The organism is Streptomyces lavendulae subsp. lavendulae (genome assembly GCF_002803845.1).
Taxonomy (GTDB): Bacteria; Actinomycetota; Actinomycetes; order Streptomycetales; family Streptomycetaceae; genus Streptomyces; species Streptomyces lavendulae.
This window is the reverse complement of sequence record NZ_CP024985.1, coordinates 5211276-5228401: the sequence shown is the minus strand read 5'-3', so window position 1 is coordinate 5228401 and position 17126 is coordinate 5211276. Positions and strand designations below refer to the sequence as shown.

The 17126-nt window shown below is 72.7% G+C and carries 16 protein-coding genes and 1 other RNA gene; 5 read left to right on the top strand and 12 right to left on the bottom strand.

From position 1 onward, the window contains the following. Nucleotides 1-66 precede the first annotated feature (66 nt). From SLAV_RS23150 to SLAV_RS23140, 3 genes are all read right to left on the bottom strand, one after another. Nucleotides 67-348: an HU family DNA-binding protein gene (locus SLAV_RS23150; RefSeq protein ID WP_007264399.1), complete on the bottom strand. Its 282-nt coding sequence runs from the start codon at nt 346-348 to the stop codon at nt 67-69. A gap of 342 nt (nt 349-690) precedes the next feature. Continuing rightward, on the bottom strand, nt 691-2115 hold the full coding sequence (locus SLAV_RS23145; protein WP_030239182.1) for an NAD-dependent malic enzyme: 1425 nt from the start codon (nt 2113-2115) through the stop codon (nt 691-693). 434 nt (nt 2116-2549) lie between these two features. Continuing rightward, nucleotides 2550-4856 (bottom strand): HelD family protein, encoded by a 2307-nt coding sequence (locus tag SLAV_RS23140; protein ID WP_030239185.1) that lies wholly within the window; start codon nt 4854-4856, stop codon nt 2550-2552. A gap of 816 nt (nt 4857-5672) precedes the next feature. Between SLAV_RS23140 and SLAV_RS23135 the strand changes: the two genes are divergently transcribed. Further along, nucleotides 5673-6425, top strand: a complete 753-nt coding sequence (locus SLAV_RS23135; RefSeq protein WP_030239187.1) for a GntR family transcriptional regulator — start codon at nt 5673-5675, stop codon at nt 6423-6425. A 12-nt stretch (nt 6426-6437) separates the two neighbouring features. On the opposite strand, the gene SLAV_RS23130 is transcribed toward SLAV_RS23135, so the two are convergent. The 7 genes from SLAV_RS23130 to SLAV_RS23100 form a co-directional block, all read right to left on the bottom strand. Further along, a complete protein-coding gene (locus SLAV_RS23130) occupies nt 6438-6851 on the bottom strand; it encodes a hypothetical protein (RefSeq protein WP_030239189.1) in 414 nt (137 codons plus the stop codon). Further along, a complete protein-coding gene (locus SLAV_RS23125) occupies nt 6833-7117 on the bottom strand; it encodes a hypothetical protein (protein WP_030239192.1) in 285 nt (94 codons plus the stop codon). The genes SLAV_RS23130 and SLAV_RS23125 overlap by 19 nt, the downstream gene beginning before the upstream one ends. Nucleotides 7118-7726: 609 nt before the next feature. Beyond that, nucleotides 7727-8305, bottom strand: a complete 579-nt coding sequence (locus SLAV_RS23120; protein WP_030239194.1) for a CGNR zinc finger domain-containing protein — start codon at nt 8303-8305, stop codon at nt 7727-7729. A gap of 101 nt (nt 8306-8406) precedes the next feature. Further along, the gene (locus SLAV_RS23115) at nt 8407-8949 is read right to left on the bottom strand and encodes a GNAT family N-acetyltransferase (protein WP_030239195.1); all 543 of its coding nucleotides are present in this window, start codon (nt 8947-8949) and stop codon (nt 8407-8409) included. Between the two features lie 40 nt (nt 8950-8989). After that, nucleotides 8990-10132, bottom strand: a complete 1143-nt coding sequence (locus tag SLAV_RS23110; protein ID WP_030239197.1) for a uroporphyrinogen-III synthase — start codon at nt 10130-10132, stop codon at nt 8990-8992. Between the two features lie 140 nt (nt 10133-10272). Beyond that, nucleotides 10273-11661, bottom strand: coding sequence for a nitrate/nitrite transporter (locus SLAV_RS23105; protein ID WP_030239198.1), 1389 nt, complete (start codon nt 11659-11661; stop codon nt 10273-10275). 96 nt (nt 11662-11757) lie between these two features. Then, nucleotides 11758-12726 carry a LysR family transcriptional regulator gene (locus SLAV_RS23100; protein ID WP_030239199.1) on the bottom strand — a complete coding sequence of 323 codons (969 nt, stop codon included), beginning with the start codon at nt 12724-12726 and terminating at the stop codon, nt 11758-11760. Nucleotides 12727-12823: 97 nt separating this feature from the next. On the opposite strand from SLAV_RS23100, the gene SLAV_RS23095 reads away from it, so the two are divergent. The 4 genes from SLAV_RS23095 to SLAV_RS23070 all read left to right on the top strand — a co-directional run bounded on the left by SLAV_RS23095 (nt 12824) and on the right by SLAV_RS23070 (nt 16072). Next, nucleotides 12824-14128, top strand: a complete 1305-nt coding sequence (locus tag SLAV_RS23095) for an MFS transporter (RefSeq protein WP_391470831.1) — start codon at nt 12824-12826, stop codon at nt 14126-14128. 45 nt (nt 14129-14173) lie between these two features. Further along, entirely contained in the window at nt 14174-15397 is a 1224-nt protein-coding gene (locus tag SLAV_RS41830; RefSeq protein ID WP_051841488.1) for an SH3 domain-containing protein, read from the top strand. 142 nt (nt 15398-15539) lie between these two features. Next, the gene (locus tag SLAV_RS23075; RefSeq protein ID WP_030240463.1) at nt 15540-15812 is read left to right on the top strand and encodes a type II toxin-antitoxin system Phd/YefM family antitoxin; all 273 of its coding nucleotides are present in this window, start codon (nt 15540-15542) and stop codon (nt 15810-15812) included. Then, nucleotides 15809-16072, top strand: a complete 264-nt coding sequence (locus SLAV_RS23070; RefSeq protein WP_030240465.1) for a Txe/YoeB family addiction module toxin — start codon at nt 15809-15811, stop codon at nt 16070-16072. Before SLAV_RS23075 ends, SLAV_RS23070 begins: the two co-directional genes overlap by 4 nt. An 87-nt stretch (nt 16073-16159) precedes the next feature. Here SLAV_RS23070 and ssrA read toward each other — a convergent pair. Together ssrA and smpB are read right to left on the bottom strand one after the other, a co-directional pair. Continuing rightward, nucleotides 16160-16548: a transfer-messenger RNA gene (gene ssrA, locus SLAV_RS23065) on the bottom strand. Between the two features lie 84 nt (nt 16549-16632). Continuing rightward, nucleotides 16633-17118: an SsrA-binding protein SmpB gene (gene smpB, locus SLAV_RS23060; protein ID WP_030240466.1), complete on the bottom strand. Its 486-nt coding sequence runs from the start codon at nt 17116-17118 to the stop codon at nt 16633-16635. Nucleotides 17119-17126 lie beyond the last annotated feature (8 nt).

The window sequence follows — 17126 nt, the reverse complement described above, 5'->3', positions numbered from 1 at the left end:
GCCGCCCTTCGTCGTACGTACTACTGCCGTCCCGGGGGCCTGTGCGGCCCCCGGCACAAGGGCGTACTACTTGCCCTTGGCGGCTTCCTTGAGCTTGGAGCCCGCGGAGACCTTCACGCTGTAGCCGGCCGGGATCTGGATGGGGTCGCCGGTCTGCGGGTTGCGCGCGGTGCGAGCGGCACGGTGGGTGCGCTCGAAGGTCAGGAAGCCGGGGATGGTGACCTTCTCGTCGCCCTTGGCGACGATCTCGCCGACGGTCTCGGCGAGCGCGGCCAGAACGGCGTCGGCGTCCTTGCGGGTCACCTCGGCGCGCTCGGACAGAGCGGCCACCAGCTCACTGCGGTTCATGTTGTACTCCCGTGTTCAACTTGCCTTAGAGGCGTGAGATCGAAGCCGATGCTGCCAGGGCCCTCGGACAGTCCCCGGACCCGGGTCTGAACGTCAGACCCTCTCGCCCGGTTACGCATCCTGCCCCCACCAGCGGCGGGAAAGCCAATCCGGCACCCGCCAGGGTCACACGAAAAGCGCCACAGTCACGCCGCGGTGACGCTCCGTCCGCATCGAAGGCTTCAGCGGTCCCGTGGGTCGGGTGGACCCGTCGGACCGCCGTGGATGCGGACCGCGGGCCACGCGGGCATCCCCGCAACCCTAGAGGCGCCCTGCCCGGCCCACACCCCGCGACGCGCCGGATCAGACGGACGTGGGCGCCGTCACAGGAGCGGAGGCGGCCTTGCGGACCGCTCCGGCGACCGCGCCCGCGACCTTGTCGTTGAAGACGGACGGGATGATGTAGTTGGCGTTCAGCTCGTCCTCGCCGACGACGTCGGCCAGGGCGGTCGCGGCGGCCAGCATCATGTCGGTGTTCACGGTCCTCGACTGGGCGTCGAGGAGGCCGCGGAAGACGCCCGGGAAGACCAGCACGTTGTTGATCTGGTTCGGGAAGTCGGAACGGCCGGTGGCCACGACGGCGGCGGTCTGACGGGCCACGGCCGGGTCGACCTCCGGGTCCGGGTTCGCGAGCGCGAACACGATGGCGCCCTGGGCCATGGCGGCGACGTCCTCGCCGGACAGCACGTTCGGGGCGGAGACGCCGATGAAGACGTCGGCGCCGACCACGGCCTCCTTCAGGGTGCCGGTGTAGCCCTCGGGGTTGGTGTTGTCGGCGATCCAGCGCAGCGGGGAGTCCGGGGCCGCGTCGACGAGGTCGGGGCGGTCCGCGTGCACGACGCCGTGGATGTCGGCGCTGACCGCGTTCTTGACGCCGGCCGCGAGGAGCAGCTTGAGGATGGCGGTACCGGCCGCGCCGGCGCCCGACATGACCACCTTGACGTCGCCAACTGCCTTGCCCACCACGCGAAGCGCGTTGGTGAGGGCGGCGAGGACGACGATGGCGGTGCCGTGCTGGTCGTCGTGGAAGACGGGGATGTCGAGGGCCTCGCGCAGGCGGGCCTCGATCTCGAAGCAGCGCGGCGCGGAGATGTCCTCCAGGTTGATGCCGGCGAAGCCCGGGGCGATGGCCTTGACGATCGCGACGATTTCGTCGGAGTCCTGCGTGTCGAGGCAGATCGGCCACGCGTCGATGCCGGCGAAGCGCTTGAAGAGGGCCGCCTTGCCCTCCATGACGGGCAGCGCGGCCATCGGGCCGATGTTGCCCAGGCCCAGCACGGCGCTGCCGTCCGTCACGACTGCGACGGAGTTGCGCTTGATGGTGAGGCGGCGCGCGTCCTCGGGGTTCTCGGCGATGGCCGTGCACACGCGGGCGACGCCCGGGGTGTAGATCATCGAGAGGTCGTCACGGTTGCGGATGGGGTGCTTGGACGACATCTCGATCTTGCCGCCGAGGTGCATCAGGAAGGTTCGGTCCGAGACCTTGCCGAGGCTGACGCCCTCGATGCCGCGCAGCTTCTCGACGATCTCGTCGGCGTGCGCGGTGGAGGTGGCGGCGATGGTGACGTCGATACGGAGCTTCTCGTGACCCGATGCGGTCACGTCGAGGCCGGTGACCGAGCCTCCGGAAGACTCCACGGCGGTGGTGAGCTGGGAGACCGCGGTTCCGCTCGCGGGCACTTCCAGGCGGACCGTCATCGAATACGAGACGCTGGGCGCCGTTGCCATGGCCGTGTTCCTCTTCTGTCCCTGATTTCGCTGTACAGGGGCCCGCGCACGGCAAGCGTGGACGGACCCGTTGTCCGATCGTCCCACCTACCAGCCGGTACGAGGTAACCAGCTACAAACTTCGGAAGAACTCTTCCACCATACGAGATATCGGGGGCCCTTGGAATGGTGGGTTAATACGAAACAGGTCCGCGCCCCCCACTGGGTGGAGGGCGCGGACCTGGTGTTCCCGCTAAGACTGATGACACCGACCCGCCATGCTCGCCTCGCGGCAAGTGGTCGCTCTAGGCGACGAAGGTTGGGCCCGGGGGCTTGGATCGAGCCGGTGTCGTACCCAGGCTAACAAAGGATCGCCGGATGTGATCCCCCCTCCCACGAGTCGGTCTCCCGGCTCACGCGCCTGGCCGCGGGCCATCCGGCCCCACCCGGACCCGTCAGGGCCGCAGCAGCTCCGGCACGCCGTCCTCGCCCGCCCGGTCGCCCGCCGCCGAGACCACCGTCAGCTGCTGCGTCGCACGCGTCAGGGCCACGTAGAGCACCCGCAGGCCCGCCGGGGACTCCTCGGCGATCTCCGCCGGGGAGACCACCACCGTGGCGTCGTACTCCAGTCCCTTGGCCTCCAGGCTGCCCAGCGCCACCGCCCGCCCGCCGAGGTCCGCGAGCCAGCCCGCGGCCTCCGCGCGCCGGTCCATGGCCACGACCACGCCGACCGTGCCGTCCACCTGCTCCAGCAGCCGCCGCGTCTCCTCCCGGACCGCCGCGCCCAGGTCCTCCCCGGCCGCCGCGAAACGGGGCTCCAGGCCGGTGGAGCGCACCGCGGTCGGCGGCTCCATGCCGGGCGCCGCCAGCTTCAGCACCCGGGAGGCCACCTCGGCCACCTCGGCCGGGTTGCGGTAGTTCACGGTCAGGGTGAACCGCCTGCGCGGGCGGCGCCCCAGGGCCTCGTCACGGGCGGCGGCCGCCTCCTCGGGGTCCGTCCACGAGGACTGGGCCGGGTCGCCGACCACCGTCCAGGTGCCCGACCGGCCGCGCCGGCCCACCATCCGCCACTGCATCGGCGTCAGGTCCTGGGCCTCGTCCACGATCACGTGCGCGTACTCGGTGCGCTCGGCCGCGATCCGCTCGGCCCGCTCCCACTGGGTCTCCTCGCGGGTCGGCATCAGCTCCTCCAGCCCGCTGAGCTGGTCGAGCGGGTCCATCTCCCGCTTGCGCTTCGGGCGCGCGGGCGCGCCGAGCAGCTGGTGCAGCTCGTCCAGCAGGGCCACGTCGTGCACCGACAGGGGCCCCTTGCCGTCCGGGCCCACCCGGCGCAGCGAACGGGCCAGCTGGCGGGTCTCGCGGGGGTTCAGGTCCCGGCGCGACCAGCGGCCCAGGCGCCGCTCGTCCGCCATGGCGGCCAGCACCTTGCGCGGGGTCAGCTCCGGCCACCAGGCGTTCAGGAAGGAGATGAAGTCGTCCTCGGAGGAGATGTCCTCGTCGAACGCGGAACGCAGCTCCGCCGCCAGCTCCGGATCGCTGTGCCGGCCCGACTGGCCGGACTTCGCGTAGAGGGCGTCGAGCAGCAGCCTGCGGGCGCGCGGGCGCAGCAGGTTCACCGGGGCGGTGCCGCTGAGCACGGTCTGGCGGATCCGCTCCAGCTCGGGGGCCTCCAGCTCCTGGCGCCGCCCGAAGGCCACGACGCGCAGCCGCTCGGGGGCGTTCCCGAGCTCCAGCGCGCCGCGCACGGCCTTGCGGAGCACCTTGAGCATCCGGGAGGAGCCCTTGATCCGCGCCACCGGCGGGTCGTCGTACGTCGTCGCCTCGGCCCCGTCGACGAGGGAGCCCAGCGCGCGGATGGCGACCTGGCCCTCCTCGCCGAGGGAGGGCAGGACGCCCTCGGTGTAGGCGACGAGCAGGGGGGTCGGGGAGACGATCAGGATGCCGCCGGAGTAGCGCCGCCGGTCCTGGTAGAGCAGGTACGCGGCCCGGTGCAGGGCGACGGCCGTCTTCCCGGTGCCGGGCCCGCCGGCGACCTCCGCGACGGAGGCGGCGGGCGCCCGGATCACCAGGTCCTGCTCGGCCTGGATGGAGGAGACGATGTCCCGCATGGAGTGCGTACGGGCCCGCCCGAGCGCGGCCATCAGGGCGCCGTCGCCGATGGCGGGCAGCTCCTTGCCGTCCAGGGTGGCGGTCAGCTCGGGGCGCATCAGGTCGTCCTCGACGCCGAGCACCTTGCGGCCCTTGGAGCGGATCACCCGGCGGCGCACGACGCGGCCGGGGTCCTTGGGGGTGGAGCGGTAGAAGGGCGCGGCCGCCGGGGCGCGCCAGTCGATGACGAGCGGCGCGTAGTCGGTGTCGAGCACGCCGATCCGCCCGATGTGCAGGGTCTCGGCGATCTCGGCGGTGAGGTCGGGGCGGATCGCGTCGTCGGCGGGCTCGACGGAGGTGTACGCGCCGTCGGGGCCGCGCTCGCCGTCCTTCCCCAGCACGAGGTCGATGCGGCCGAAGAGGAAGTCCTCGAACTCGTTGTTCAGCCGGTTGAGGTGGATCCCGGCGCGGAAGACCTGCGCGTCGCGCTCGGCGAGGGCGCCGGGTGTACCGACCTGCCCCCGCTTGGCGGCGTCGTTCATCAGGAACTCGGCCTCGTGGATCTTCTCCTCAAGGCGTCGGTACACCTGATCGAGATGCGTCTGCTCGGCCGCGATCTCCCGATCGCGGACGGAATCCGCCGTGCTGTCGACAGCGGCATTCTGCGCGGCCACCAAGGCCCCCTTCTGACGTGCATGGGCGACCGTCAACCGTACGCGAACCCAGGCCCTGTCCGCACGCCGGTTCCGCGCGCCGGACGAATCGCACGGATACGTACGGGTACGGAGCGGGGGGGCACGGGGCGCCCACGGCGAGGGCCCGCCATCCCCCTCGACCCCGCGTGGCCGCCCGGCGCCTGCCCACCCGCCTCCCGGGTGCGGGCGGGGGCTGCGCCCCGGCGGGATCCGTGCTGGTCCGCGTCAGGGAGGGCTTGGGGGTTTCCCGTCAGTCTCATCGTCTCTCCGCGTCGGGCCGGTCCCTCAAGGGCGCTCCCTTCGGTCGCGTCGCTCCGCGATGGCCTTCGGCCACCCTTGACCGACCGACCCGCCACGGAAATCCGAAGACTGCCGGGAAACCCCCAAAAGAACGGTCCACGGGGAGGAGAGGGAGGAGCGGGCACCTCAGCGAAGCGAGACCCGCCTCCGCCCAGTCCCGCATTCCGGCCCGACATTCCATCGGCCCTCGGCCCGGGCCGCCCCAACCGCCCGATACGACGACCACAGCGACCAACGGGCCCCACGCGCGCCAGATCGCTACGCGCTTCGCACGGCATGGCGTCCGCCGGCCGTCCGGGGCTGCTACCCGCGCCAAAGGACGACCAGAGCGCCCTGCGGAGCCCCCGGACGCGCCAGATCGCTACGCGCTCCTCATTCCGCGGCGTCTGCGGCCCGTCCTGGGTACTCAATCAAGGGACACCGTTTCGAAGGAGTCGGGGAACCGCTCCCAGCCGGCCGGCACACGGCCGGGCAGCGGAAGGAGTGATCGGTTCGATGACCAGCCAGGGCAGCACCGGCCAGCCGAAGTACCAGCGGATCGCTGATGCGCTGAGGACGGCCGTCCAGTCGGGTGAATACGGCCCGGGCGACCGCCTGCCGGGTGAGAACGACCTCATGGCCACCTACGACGTCGCCAGGATGACCGCCCGTCAGGCCCTCGGAGTGCTCCAGAGCGAAGGCCTCGCACAAGCGCAGGACGGAGGGGTCTTCGTGCGGACGTTCAAGCCCCTGCGGCGCCGGGGCATCGAGCGGCTGGCGCGGGAGCGGTGGGGCTCGGGGCGCTCCGTCTGGTCCGCCGACACCGAGGACCGGGAACTCGTCGTCAACCGGGTCGAGGTACGGGAGGAGGCGGTCGGCCGCCTCGCCGACGCTCTCGGCCTCTCCGCCGGGTCCCGGGTGTGGGTGCGCAGCCGCCGTTTCGTGCTCGACGGCAAGCCCGTCCTCTTCGCGACGTCGTACCTGCCGTCCGACGTGGTCGCCGACTCCGCCATCACGCGGGCCGACACCGGCCCCGGTGGAACGTACGCCCGGCTGGCCGAACTGGGCCACGAGCCCGTTCACTTCCGTGAGGAGATCCGCTGTCGGATGCCTTCGGCCGACGAAGCCGAGCGCCTCTCCCTTTCGCTGGGCACACCGGTCGTCCAGATCGTCCGCACCGCGTTCGCCGAGGGCGGTCGGGCCGTCGAAGTCAACGAGATGACCCTGGACTCCGCCTCCTACGTCCTGGAGTACGAGTTCGACGCCTAGACCGCCGCCGTGTCAGACGCCGACGATGTGGATCCGGTCGCCGCACAGCTTCGTCATGTCGTCGACGTCGGAGGTCAGGAGGACGACGGGGCGGCGCTGGCGCAAGGCGGCTTCTGCGACAGTCGCGTCGATGGCGTACTTGTGGCCGTGGAGGCCCGACTCCATCAGGAGGGCGGACGCGGCACGGGCTTCTTCGTCTCCCACGGAGGTGACGCGCACGCCGGAGAGGATCCAGCTCAAGCGCGCCTTGTTCGTACACGCGTGTACGGCCTCGATGATCGTCAACGCGCAGATCACGACTTCCATGCCACGACTGCGCGCCTCGGCGACGAGGGCAACCACCGGTTCTTCGTCGTCCAGCAGTTTCGACAGTCCCTCGCTGTCCAGGAGCAAGGTCCCCTCGTGGGTCAGCTTGCGGCGGGCCATTCCCCGTCCTCCGCAAAGACCTCGTCGAAGACCCGCCGTGCCGCTTGCTGGGATTCGGGGGACAGGGGGCCGCGCCGCTGCTCGTAGTCGGCCAGGTACTCGTCCAGGATCTGGCCCCGCAGCTCTCGTTCCACCGCCGCGGTGACGAAGGCGGAGAACTCCCGCTTGCCCACGCGAGCGCGGATCGCCTCGGCCGTGCCTTCGGGCAGCGACAGGCTCACCCTGGCGGCAGGGCCCTCGCCGATTCCGTACGTCGTCTCAGACACCCCTCCAAAGTATCAAAGGAGTGGGAAAGCCGCTGTGTGCGGATATCAGCCCCGGACGGCCGTCGGACGCCATGCCGTGCGAAGCGCGTAGCGATCTGACGCGTCCTGGGGTCCGTTGGTCGTTGTGGTCGTCGTGTCGGGTGGTCTGGGCCGCCCCGGGCCTCGGGCCGATGGCTGTTCGGGGCCGGTATGGGGGACTGGGCGGAGAGGGCTCGCACATCGCTGCGATGCCCGTCCCTCGCTCATGAACCCGTGGACCGTTCTTTTGGGGGTTTCCCGGCAGTCTTCGGATTTCCGTGGCGGGTCGGTCGGTCAAGGGTGGCCGAAGGCCATCGCGAAGCGACGCGACGAAGGAGCGCCCTTGAGGGACCGGCCCGACGCGGAGAGACGATGAGACTGACGGGAAACCCCCAAACCCTCCCTGACGCGGACCAGCACGGATCCCGCCGCAGCGCAGCCCCTGCCGGGTCTCCGCGAGCCGCCAGAGCCGAGCCCCTCCCCAGCCCCCGCCCGCACCCGGGAGGCCGGTGGGCAGGCGCCGGGCGGCCACGCGGGGTCGAGGGGGAGATGGCGGGCCCGCGCCGCGGGCGCCCGACCCCGGCCCCCGCCCTACCCCTCCCCCGCGCCCACCGCCGTGCGGACGCGCCTGCGGTGGCGGGCCACGCGTTCGCGGTTGCCGCACAGTTCGCTGGAGCACCAGCGGCGGCGGTGGCCCCGGGAGGTGTCGAGGTAGACGCGGGCGCAGCCGTCGCCCTCGCAGGTGCGCAGCAGGGCCAGGTCGCCGGGGTCGGTGAGGAGTTCCACCGCGTCCCGGGCCACCGCCGCCAGGAGCCCCGCGCACTCGACCCCGCCGCACAACTCCCGTACCAGGTGCCCCTCCCGGTCCCGTACGGCGCACAGGCCCGGGGGCGGCCCGGCGGCCGCCGCGTTGACCCGGGCGAGGGCGCCCTCCTCGGGGCCGGCCCCGGCCAGGGCGGCCCGTACGAGGGTGTCCACGTCGGCGCGCAGCCGGCGGAAGGCGGCCACCCAGTCGGGCCCCAGCCGGGCGAGCGGGGTCCGGTCGGGCACCAGTCCGGCGCCGACCAGCCACAGCCTCAGCTCGTCGGTGTCACCGATGCCCTCCGCGTCCCCGTGGGGCGCGGAGGTGGCCAGCAGGTCAAGACAGACCCGCCCGGAGTCGAACCACATGCCGGTCACCGCCTCGGTCGCCGTGGGCCCCCGTGGGTCGCCTCCCCAGAGTGCCGTCGCCACGTGCGTTGCGGAACCCCCCGAACCGAAGCCCCCGTGCGTTACATCGGCGGCGGGTCGTCGTGCAGGAGGCGCTGGAAGAGGCGGTGGTCGCGCCAGGCGCCGTTGATGTGGAGGTAGCGGGGGGCGACGCCGAACTCGGTGAAGCCGGTCTTGGCCAGGACCCGCTGGGAGGCGTAGTTGTCGAGCAGGGTCCCGGCCTCGATCCGGTGCAGGCCGACCTCCTCGCGGGCGATCCGGCAGACCTCCTCGACGGCGGCGGTGGCCAGGCCCTTGCCGTGCCAGTCCCGGTCGACCCAGTAGCCGATGCCGCCGCTGCGCAGGGGGCCGAGGGCTATGGAGCCGAGGTTGATCGAGCCGACCGGGGTCCCGCCCGCGACCAGCAGGAACGGGAGGGTGAGGCCGGATTCGCGCTCCGCGAGCAGCGCCTCGATCCGGGCCCGCTGGCCCGCCTCCGTGTAGAACTCCTCGCGCCGGAAGGGCTCGTAGGGCTTCATGGCCTCCCGGTTGCGGGTCACCACGTCGGCCAGCGCGGCGGCGTCGTCGACCGTGACGCCCCTCATCTCCACTCCGTCAATGATCATCCGAGCACGCTAACCGACCCCCTCGGCGCGGCGCACCCCCTCAGCGGGCGGAAGCACCGCCTCCGCACTCCCCGGCGTCCAGCGACAGCCGGTACCCCCGCTTGACCACCGTCTGGACCAGCTTCGGCGCCCCCAGCGCCGCCCTCAGCCGGGCCATCGCGGTCTCCACGGCGTGCTCGTCGCGCCCCGCCCCCGGCAGCGCCCGCAGCAGTTCCGCCCGCGACACCACCCACCCCGGGCGCCGGGCGAGGGCCGCCAGCAGCGCCATCCCGGCGGGCGGCACCGGCCGCAGGGCGCCGTCGACGAGCACCGCCCGGCCCCGGATCTCCAGCCGGTGGCCCCCGACCGGCAACACCCGGGCCCGGCCGGGGAGTTCCTGGCAGAGCAGCTGCACCAGCGGTCCCAGCCGGAACCGCTCCGGCGCCACGGTGGGTACCCCCTCGGCCTGGAGCGGCAGCGCCGTCACGGGCCCGACGCAGGCGCTGAGCACCGGCCCGCGCAGCGCCTCCACGACGGCCTCCCGCAGCCCCCGTTCCCCGGCCCGGGACAGCAGCGAGGCCGCGGCGGGCGCCGAGGTGAAGCTGACGGCGTCCAGCGCCCCGACGGCGACCGCGTCCAGCAGCCGGTCCAGCGGCGCGAGGTCCTGCGGCGGCATCCACCGGTACACCGGCACCGGCACCACCTCGGCCCCGCCCGCGCGCAGCGCCTCCACGAACCCGGGCAGCGGCTCCCCGTGCAGCTGCAGCGCGATCCGCCGCCCCGCGACCCCGCCGGACAGCAGCCGGTCCAGCACCTCGGCGAGCGACTCGGACCCCGGCGACCAGTCCTCCACCAGCCCCGCGGCCCGTACGGCCCCCTTCACCTTGGGTCCGCGCGCCAGCAGTTCGGCGGTGCGCAGCCGCTCCAGCAGCCCCTCGCCGATGCCCCAGCCGTCGGCGGCCTCGATCCAGCCCCGGAACCCGATGGCGGTGGTCGCGACGACCGCGTCCGGCGGGCTGTCGATGAGTTCCTTGGTGGCGGCCATCAGCTCGCCGTCGTCGGCGAGGGGAACGATCCGCAGCGCGGGCGCGTGCACCACGCTCGCGCCGCGCCGGCGCAGCAGGGCGATCAGATCGTCGGCGCGCCGGGCGGCGGTCACGCCGACGGTGAAGCCCGCCAGGGGGCCGTGCGTTGCTTCGTCCATCGTGGGTGACCTGCCTCGGCTGCCGTTCCGCCCGGGGTCCGGGCGGGTGTCACGTCGCGGGACCGAGCCTGTCAAGGGGTCGTGTCGGGCTCGGTTCCGCCGTATTTCGGTGCCGTAACGCACCCGGCACCGCAGGTGCGTCACACGGAGGTGAGCTGCGCCTTCGCCGTGGTGCCGGGGGCTCCCGGGGCTCCGGGGGCGGCCGGGGTCTGCTGCCGCGGCCGGCGAAGGTATACCGCCCAGGTGACGGCGCAGCACGCCGCGTAGAAGGCGAGGAAGGTGACGAAGGCGGCCGTTCCGGAGCCGGAGTCCTGGAAGGCCCGGCGGAACACCAGGTTGATGCCGAGCCCGCCGAGCGCCCCCACGGCGCCGGTCAGGCCCATGGCGGCCCCGGAGATCCGCCGCCCGTACGCGGCCGCCTCCTCGCCCTCCAGGCCCCGGGCCAGGGCCTTGGCGTGGAAGATCCCCGGGATCATCTTGTAGGTGGAGCCGTTGCCGGCCCCGCTGAGCGCGAAGAGGGCGACGAAGCCGGCCAGGAACACGGGCAGGGACTCGCGTACGGAGGCCAGGACCACCACCCCGGTGGCCGCGGCCATCGCCACGAAGGCGGCGAGGGTGATCCGCGCCCCGCCGAACCGGTCCGCGAGCGCCCCGCCCACGGGCCGGGACAGGGAGCCGAGCAGCGGGCCGAGGAAGGTCATCGAGGCGGCCTGGAGCGGGGTGCGCCCGAACTGGGTCTGCAGGACCAGCCCGAAGGCGAAGCCGTAGCCGATGAAGGAGCCGAAGGTGCCGACGTAGAGGAAGGCCATGATCCAGGTGTGGGGCTGGCGGGCCGCCTCCCGTACGGCGCCCGCGTCGGCGCGCACGGGTGCCAGGTTGTCCATGCGTACGAGGGCCAGCACGGCCGCCGCCACGATCAGCGGGAGGTAGGCGGCGAGCAGCAGGCGCGGGTGTCCGGCCCCGGCGGTGGCGATGACGAGGAGCGCGGCGAGCTGGACGACGGGGACGCCGATGTTCCCGCCGCCCGCGTTGAGGCCGAGCGCCCAGCCCTTCTTGCGGAGCGGGAAGAAGGCGTTGATGTTGGTCATGGAGGAGGCGAAGTTGCCGCCGCCGACGCCGGTGAGCGCGGCCACGGCCAGGAAGGTCCCGTACGGGGTGCCGGGCTCCATGACCACCAGGGCGGCCACGGTCGGCACGAGCAGCAGCAGGGCGCTGACGACGGTCCAGTTGCGGCCGCCGAAGCGGGCGACGGCGAAGGTGTAGGGGATCCGGACCAGGGCGCCGACGCAGGTGGCGGTGGCGATGAGGAAGAACTTGCCGGCCGGGTCGATCCCGTAGCCGGGGCCCATGAAGAGCACCATCACGGACCACAGGGACCAGATGGAGAAGCCGATGTGCTCGGAGAAGACCGAGTAGAGGAGGTTGCGGCGGGCGATCCGCTCGCCCGATTCCCGCCAGAACGTCTCGTCCTCGGGGTCCCACCGCTGGATCCAGCGGCCCCCCTCGCGTGGTGCGGTGGTACGGGTCATCACACGCCTCCCCGGCTGTCGCGTCCTGGGAACGACGGTAGGAACGGCCCGTTTCGGCCCCGGTCCCCGCCGGATGACCGGCGGGAAACCTCCCGCTCACCCGGGGGCGGCGCCCGGTGTGAGCGCCGCCGGGAGCCAGCTGCCCGCGGGGACGTCCAGCCAGCCGTGCGCGGCGGCGAGGCCCTCGGCCGCCCGCTGGAGGGCGTCCAGGCCGGGATGGCGCAGGTCCCGGCGCCACACCAGGGCGAGCGGGGACAGCGGTACGGGGTCCACCAGGGGCCGTTTCACGCAGCCGGGCAGTTCGACGAAGTCGACGGTCGCCAGGACCGGGGTACGGGTCTTGGCCATCACCCGCCCGAACTCCTCCTTGCCCACCGCCACCGGCGCGGGCGGCGCCAGCGCGATGCCCCGCCCGGCGAACAGCTCGCGGGCCAGCCCGGTCCACTCCAGGGTCCGCGGGTTCCCGGCGCCCGCGTACACGCTCTCCCCGGCCAGCGCGGCCAGCGGCACCTCGGCGCGGCCGGCCAGGGCGTGGTCCTCGGGCAGCAGTACGGCGAGGGGTTCGTAGCGGACGGGCCGGTGGGCGAGGCGGGAGCGCAGCGCGGGGGCCAGCCCGGCCGCGTACCCGAAGGAGACGTCGAGCCGGCCGGCGGCGATCTCGGCGGCGGCGTGGGTGAGCCCGCTCTCGAAGCGGGCCATCAGCTCGCAGCCGGGGGCGAGTTCGCGGGCGTGCTCCAGGACCCGGCGGCCGGTGCCGGGCCCGTCGGTGTTGACGTCGACGAGCAGGGCCCGGGGCGGACCCGCGAAGGCGGCGGCCAGCTCCTCGTGGGCGCGCAGCACCTCGCGGGCGTGGGGCACCAGCCTCTCCCCGTCGAGGGTGAGTTCCACCGCCCGGGTGGTGCGGACGAACAGCGCTGAGCCCAGTGCCTGTTCGAGGCGGCGCACATCGCGGCTCAGGGCCTGCTGGGCGACGTAGAGCCGGGCGGCGGCGCGGGAGAAGTGCAGCTCCTCGGCCACGGCGAGGAAGCCGCGCAGCAGCCGGGGGTCGACGTCACGGGAGTTCACCCGCGGAGACTAACAACGCGGATTGACAACACGGGTGTGTGAATGGCCCCGGAACAGGTGTTGGACCGCCGTACGGGCCCGGCCACAGGATCGGGGCATGCCGCAGAGAACCCCGCTGATGGCCGTGACCGGCAGCACCCTGGTCCTGGCCGCCCCCACCTCCACCCCCGCCTCCGCCTCCGCCCCCGCCCCCGTCCGCCCCTCCCCCGCCCGTACCCGCGGCCCGTACGCCCGCCTCTTCGCCCTCCCCGGCACCCGCGGCTTCACCGCCGGGAACCTCCTCGCCCGCCTCCCCATGGGGATGTTCGGGATCAGCGCGGTCATGATGATCGCCGGACAGCGCGGCTCGTACGCCCTCGCCGGCGCGGTCACCGCGACGGGGCTGGCCGCCACCGCCGTGGTCGCGCCGTGGACGGCCCGGCTGGTCGACCGCCACGGCCAGGCCCGGATCGCGGTGCCGGCGACCGTGATCGCGGCCCTCGGCTCGCTCTGCCTGGTCGTCTGCGTGCGCACCGGAGCCCCCGCCTGGACCCTGTTCGCCTCCTACGCGGCCACCGCGACGACCCCCAACATCGGCGGCCTCTCCCGGGCCCGCTGGACCCATCTGCTGCCCCGGGAGGCGCACCACACGGCGATGTCCTTCGAGCAGGCCGCCGACGAGCTCTGCTACCTGCTGGGCCCGGTCCTCGCGGCCCTGCTGTGCACCTCCGTCTTCCCCGAGGCGGGCACCCTCACCGGGGCGGCGCTGCTCCTCACCGGCATGCTCGTCTTCACCGCGCACCGCGCCACCGAGCCCCCGCCGGCCGGGCGCCGCTCCGTCGGCGGCCCCTCCCCGGTGCGCGCGCTGTTCCCGCTGCTCGCCCTGTTCCTCGCCACCGGGGTGGTGTTCGGGTCGATGGAGGTCACCTCGGTCGCCCATCTCGCCGGGCTGGGGCTCGGCGCCGCGAGCGGCCCCGTACTCGCGCTCCAGGCGGCGGGTTCCTGCGCGGCCGGACTGCTCTACGGGACCCTGCGACCCCGGAGCCTGCGGGCCTGCCTGGCCGCACTGGCCGGCGCGATGACGCTGCCCTGGGCTGCGGCGGCCACGGGCTCGCTGCCGCTGCTGGCCGGGGCCCTGCTGCTGGCGGGGACGGCCACGGCCCCGGTGATGGTGACGGCCATGTCCCGGGTGCAGGCCGTGACGCCGGAGGGCCGCCTCAACGAGGGCATGACCCTCGCGGTCACCGCGATCCTGGCGGGGATTGCCGCCGGCTCCGCCACGGCCGGTCTGGCCGTCGACCACCTGGGGACGACGACCGCGTACGCCCTCCCGGCCATGGCCGCCCTGTTTGCCCTCTTTGTCCGGCGCCCGAGTGACCGTACCCGCGTGGTACTCACGACCGGCGCGCGCGATCCGCAATAACTGGGGGGTCTTCCCAGCGCCCTTCCCTTCGCGGAGGAACCCCCCTTGCCTGCTTCCCGTTCCGTCTCGGCCGCCCTGTTCGTCGCGGCCGTCACCGCCTCCTGCCTGGTGCCGACCGCACCCGCCCTGGCCGCCGACTCCTCGCACCTGCGGCTCTCCCAGCCGTACGTCCCCTCGATCGCCCCCGGCGCGACGGGCCGCGTGGTCATCGCCGCCTCGAACGGGGAGGACGCGGCCCGCAGCACGAGCTTCCGCATCACCGCCCCGGAGCGGACCACCTTCCCCGAGGCCCGGTTCTACTGGAACGGCCAGCGGGCGGGCGGCTCCTGCACCCGGTCCTCCGACGCGCGCCTGCTGACCTGCGAGGCCGGCACCCGCGCGGGGTTCGCCTTCCCGGCGAACGCGCTGACGCGGCTGGCGGTGTCCCTGCGGGTGGACGCCGACGCCCCACAGGGCACGACGCTCGACGGCGGCGAGTGGGCCACCGGCAACGAGGCCCCCGCCCTCTTCGCCGTCGCCACCCCGGTGACCGGCCCGAAGGGCGACGACGGAAAGCCGGGCCACGACGGCCACGACGGGAGGCCGGGCCACCACGGCAAGCCGGGCCGCCCGGGCCCCAAGGGCGACAAGGGAGACCAGGGCGAACGCGGAGAGAAGGGCGAACGCGGCGACCAGGGGGAACGCGGCCCCAAGGGTGAACGCGGCGACCAGGGCGAACGCGGACCCAAGGGGAAGAAGGGGGACCAGGGCCCGGCGGGCGGCCCGAAGGGCGACAAGGGGGACCGGGGCGAACGCGGCCCGAAGGGCGAGCACGGCGACCAGGGCAAGACGGGCCCCGCCGGCCCCCGCGGCCCACAGGGCCCGAAGGGCGACCGCGGACCCCAGGGCCCGAAGGGCGAGAAGGGCGACACCGGCAAGCCCGGTCACTGCAAGAAGTGCGACGCCCACCACGACAAGCCGGGCAAGCCCGGAAAGCCCGGCCACGACAAGCCCGGCAAGCCCAGTAAGCCCGGCAAACCCAGTAAGCCCGGCCACGGCGCCCCCAAGGCCCGCATCGTCACCACCGGCAACGGCCTCGGCGTCCGCTCCGGCCCCGGCACCGGCTACGAGCACCGGGGCAAGGTCCTGCGCGGCGAGACCGTGGCCCTCCAGTGCAAGGTCAACGGCGAGACGGTCGAGGGCAATTCGATCTGGTACAAGCTCGCCGACGGCTCCGGCTGGATCGCCGCCCGCTACGCCGAGAACCTCAACCAGGTCCCGTTCTGCTGATCCTCGCCACCGTCTGACGCAGGCCCCTCAGCCCCCGGCTGGGGGGCCTGTCCCCGTCGAGGGCCCGACAGCCAGATCTGTACCACAATGCGGTACGAGACCAGTACCATAAGGTCGTACCATCACGAGTTGGAGGCGGCCGATGCCCATAAGCGCCAGCGAGGCACGCAAGACCCTGTTCCCCCTCATCGAGCGCGTCAACGACGACCACGTACCCGTGCGCATCAGCTCCAAGAACGGGGACGCGGTCCTCATGTCGGCCGCCGACTACGACTCCTGGCAGGAGACGGTCTACCTGCTGCGCTCTCCCGCGAACGCCCGCCGGCTGATGGAAGCCGTCGCCCGCGACAGGGAAGGGATCGCGAGCGTTACGAAGAGCATGGAGGAACTCCAGGCCCTGGCCGGTGACGAGTGAGGAGCGTCCACTTCGACCCGGACGCCTGGGAGGACTTCCTGTTCTGGCTCGGGGCGGACCGCAAGATGGCCAGGCGGATCACCCGCCTGATCGGCGAGATCCAGAGCTCTCCGTTCGCGGGCATCGGAAAGCCCGAACCCCTCAAGGGTGACCTGACGGGCTACTGGTCCCGCCGGATCGACGACGAGCACCGTCTCGTCTACCGGGCCGACGACAAGGAAGTGAAGATCCTCAAAGCCCGGTACCACTACTCGGACTGACGTCGCACGAGCCCACCGGCTCGGACCGGGCGGGAAAGCCGAAGGCCCCGCAGCCAACCGGCTGCGGGGCCTTCGCCCACATGGGATGAGTGGAGATGGCGGGAATCGAACCCGCGTCCAACGGTGCAGAAGCAGGGCTTCTCCGAGCGCAGTCCGCTGCGCTTTTCTCAGCCCCGGAGATCACACGGACAAGTCTCCGACGGGCTCAGTCACTGTTTGATTTCCCTCCAACCCCCGTGACCGGGGCTAGAGGTTTAGATCCCTTGTTGACGCCAGGATCCGGACCGGGACCACTTCCGGGCTGACGCTCCTCACAGAGGCTTCAGCTCACTGTTATTAGGCAGCGAGGGTGAAGCGGGAGTTATCGCTCTTGGAGTTGGCGATTATTGTTTGCGACATGTGGTTAGCGAGATCATTGCCGCTTCCTCGGCTCGCTTCCCCTGCATCGACATCCGCTGTCGAAACCGATCATCCCCATGTTTTGTTAACAAGCTGCTCCACCCGCGAGCGGGAGGCGCTGACGCCATGGTACGCGAAGTGGACCACCGCGTGCCAGGAGATTAAACCGTACCCCGCTGCTTGCGGCGGATCGCCGAGATGGCGCGGTTCGTCTCACGGGTGTCCTGCTTCTCCCGCAGGGTCTGCCGCTTGTCGTACTCCTTCTTGCCCTTCGCCAGCGCGATCTCCACCTTCGCGCGGCCGTCCTTGAAGTACAGGGCCAGCGGCACGACCGTGTGACCCGACTCGTCCGCCTTGCGCTCCAGCTTGTCGATCTCCTCCCGGTGCATGAGGAGCTTGCGCTTGCGCCGCGCGCTGTGGTTGGTCCAGGTGCCCTGGCTGTACTCCGGCACGTGGACGTTGTACATCCACACCTCGCGGCCCTCGACCGACACGAATCCGTCCACCAGCGAGGCCCGGCCCTGGCGCAGGGACTTGACCTCGGTGCCCGTGAGCACGATCCCGCACTCGTAGGTGTCGATGATCGTGTAGTCGTGCCGCGCCTTCTTGTTCTGGGCGATCAGCTTGCGCCCTTTTTCCTTAGCCATAGTGCGGT

Bases quoted from the DNA above. Each gene is read 5' to 3' on its own strand.
- SLAV_RS23075 (WP_030240463.1), top strand. From the start codon at position 15,540: ATGCCCATAAGCGCCAGCGAGGCACGCAAGACCCTGTTCCCCCTCATC.
- SLAV_RS23110 (WP_030239197.1), bottom strand. From the start codon at position 10,132: ATGGACGAAGCAACGCACGGCCCCCTGGCGGGCTTCACCGTCGGCGTG.
- SLAV_RS23145 (WP_030239182.1), bottom strand. From the start codon at position 2,115: ATGGCAACGGCGCCCAGCGTCTCGTATTCGATGACGGTCCGCCTGGAA.
- SLAV_RS23120 (WP_030239194.1), bottom strand. From the start codon at position 8,305: ATGTGGTTCGACTCCGGGCGGGTCTGTCTTGACCTGCTGGCCACCTCC.
- SLAV_RS23115 (WP_030239195.1), bottom strand. From the start codon at position 8,949: ATGATCATTGACGGAGTGGAGATGAGGGGCGTCACGGTCGACGACGCC.
- SLAV_RS23150 (WP_007264399.1), bottom strand. From the start codon at position 348: ATGAACCGCAGTGAGCTGGTGGCCGCTCTGTCCGAGCGCGCCGAGGTG.
- SLAV_RS23105 (WP_030239198.1), bottom strand. From the start codon at position 11,661: ATGACCCGTACCACCGCACCACGCGAGGGGGGCCGCTGGATCCAGCGG.
- smpB (WP_030240466.1), bottom strand. From the start codon at position 17,118: ATGGCTAAGGAAAAAGGGCGCAAGCTGATCGCCCAGAACAAGAAGGCG.
- SLAV_RS23135 (WP_030239187.1), top strand. From the start codon at position 5,673: ATGACCAGCCAGGGCAGCACCGGCCAGCCGAAGTACCAGCGGATCGCT.
- SLAV_RS23095 (WP_391470831.1), top strand. From the start codon at position 12,824: ATGCCGCAGAGAACCCCGCTGATGGCCGTGACCGGCAGCACCCTGGTC.
- SLAV_RS23130 (WP_030239189.1), bottom strand. From the start codon at position 6,851: ATGGCCCGCCGCAAGCTGACCCACGAGGGGACCTTGCTCCTGGACAGC.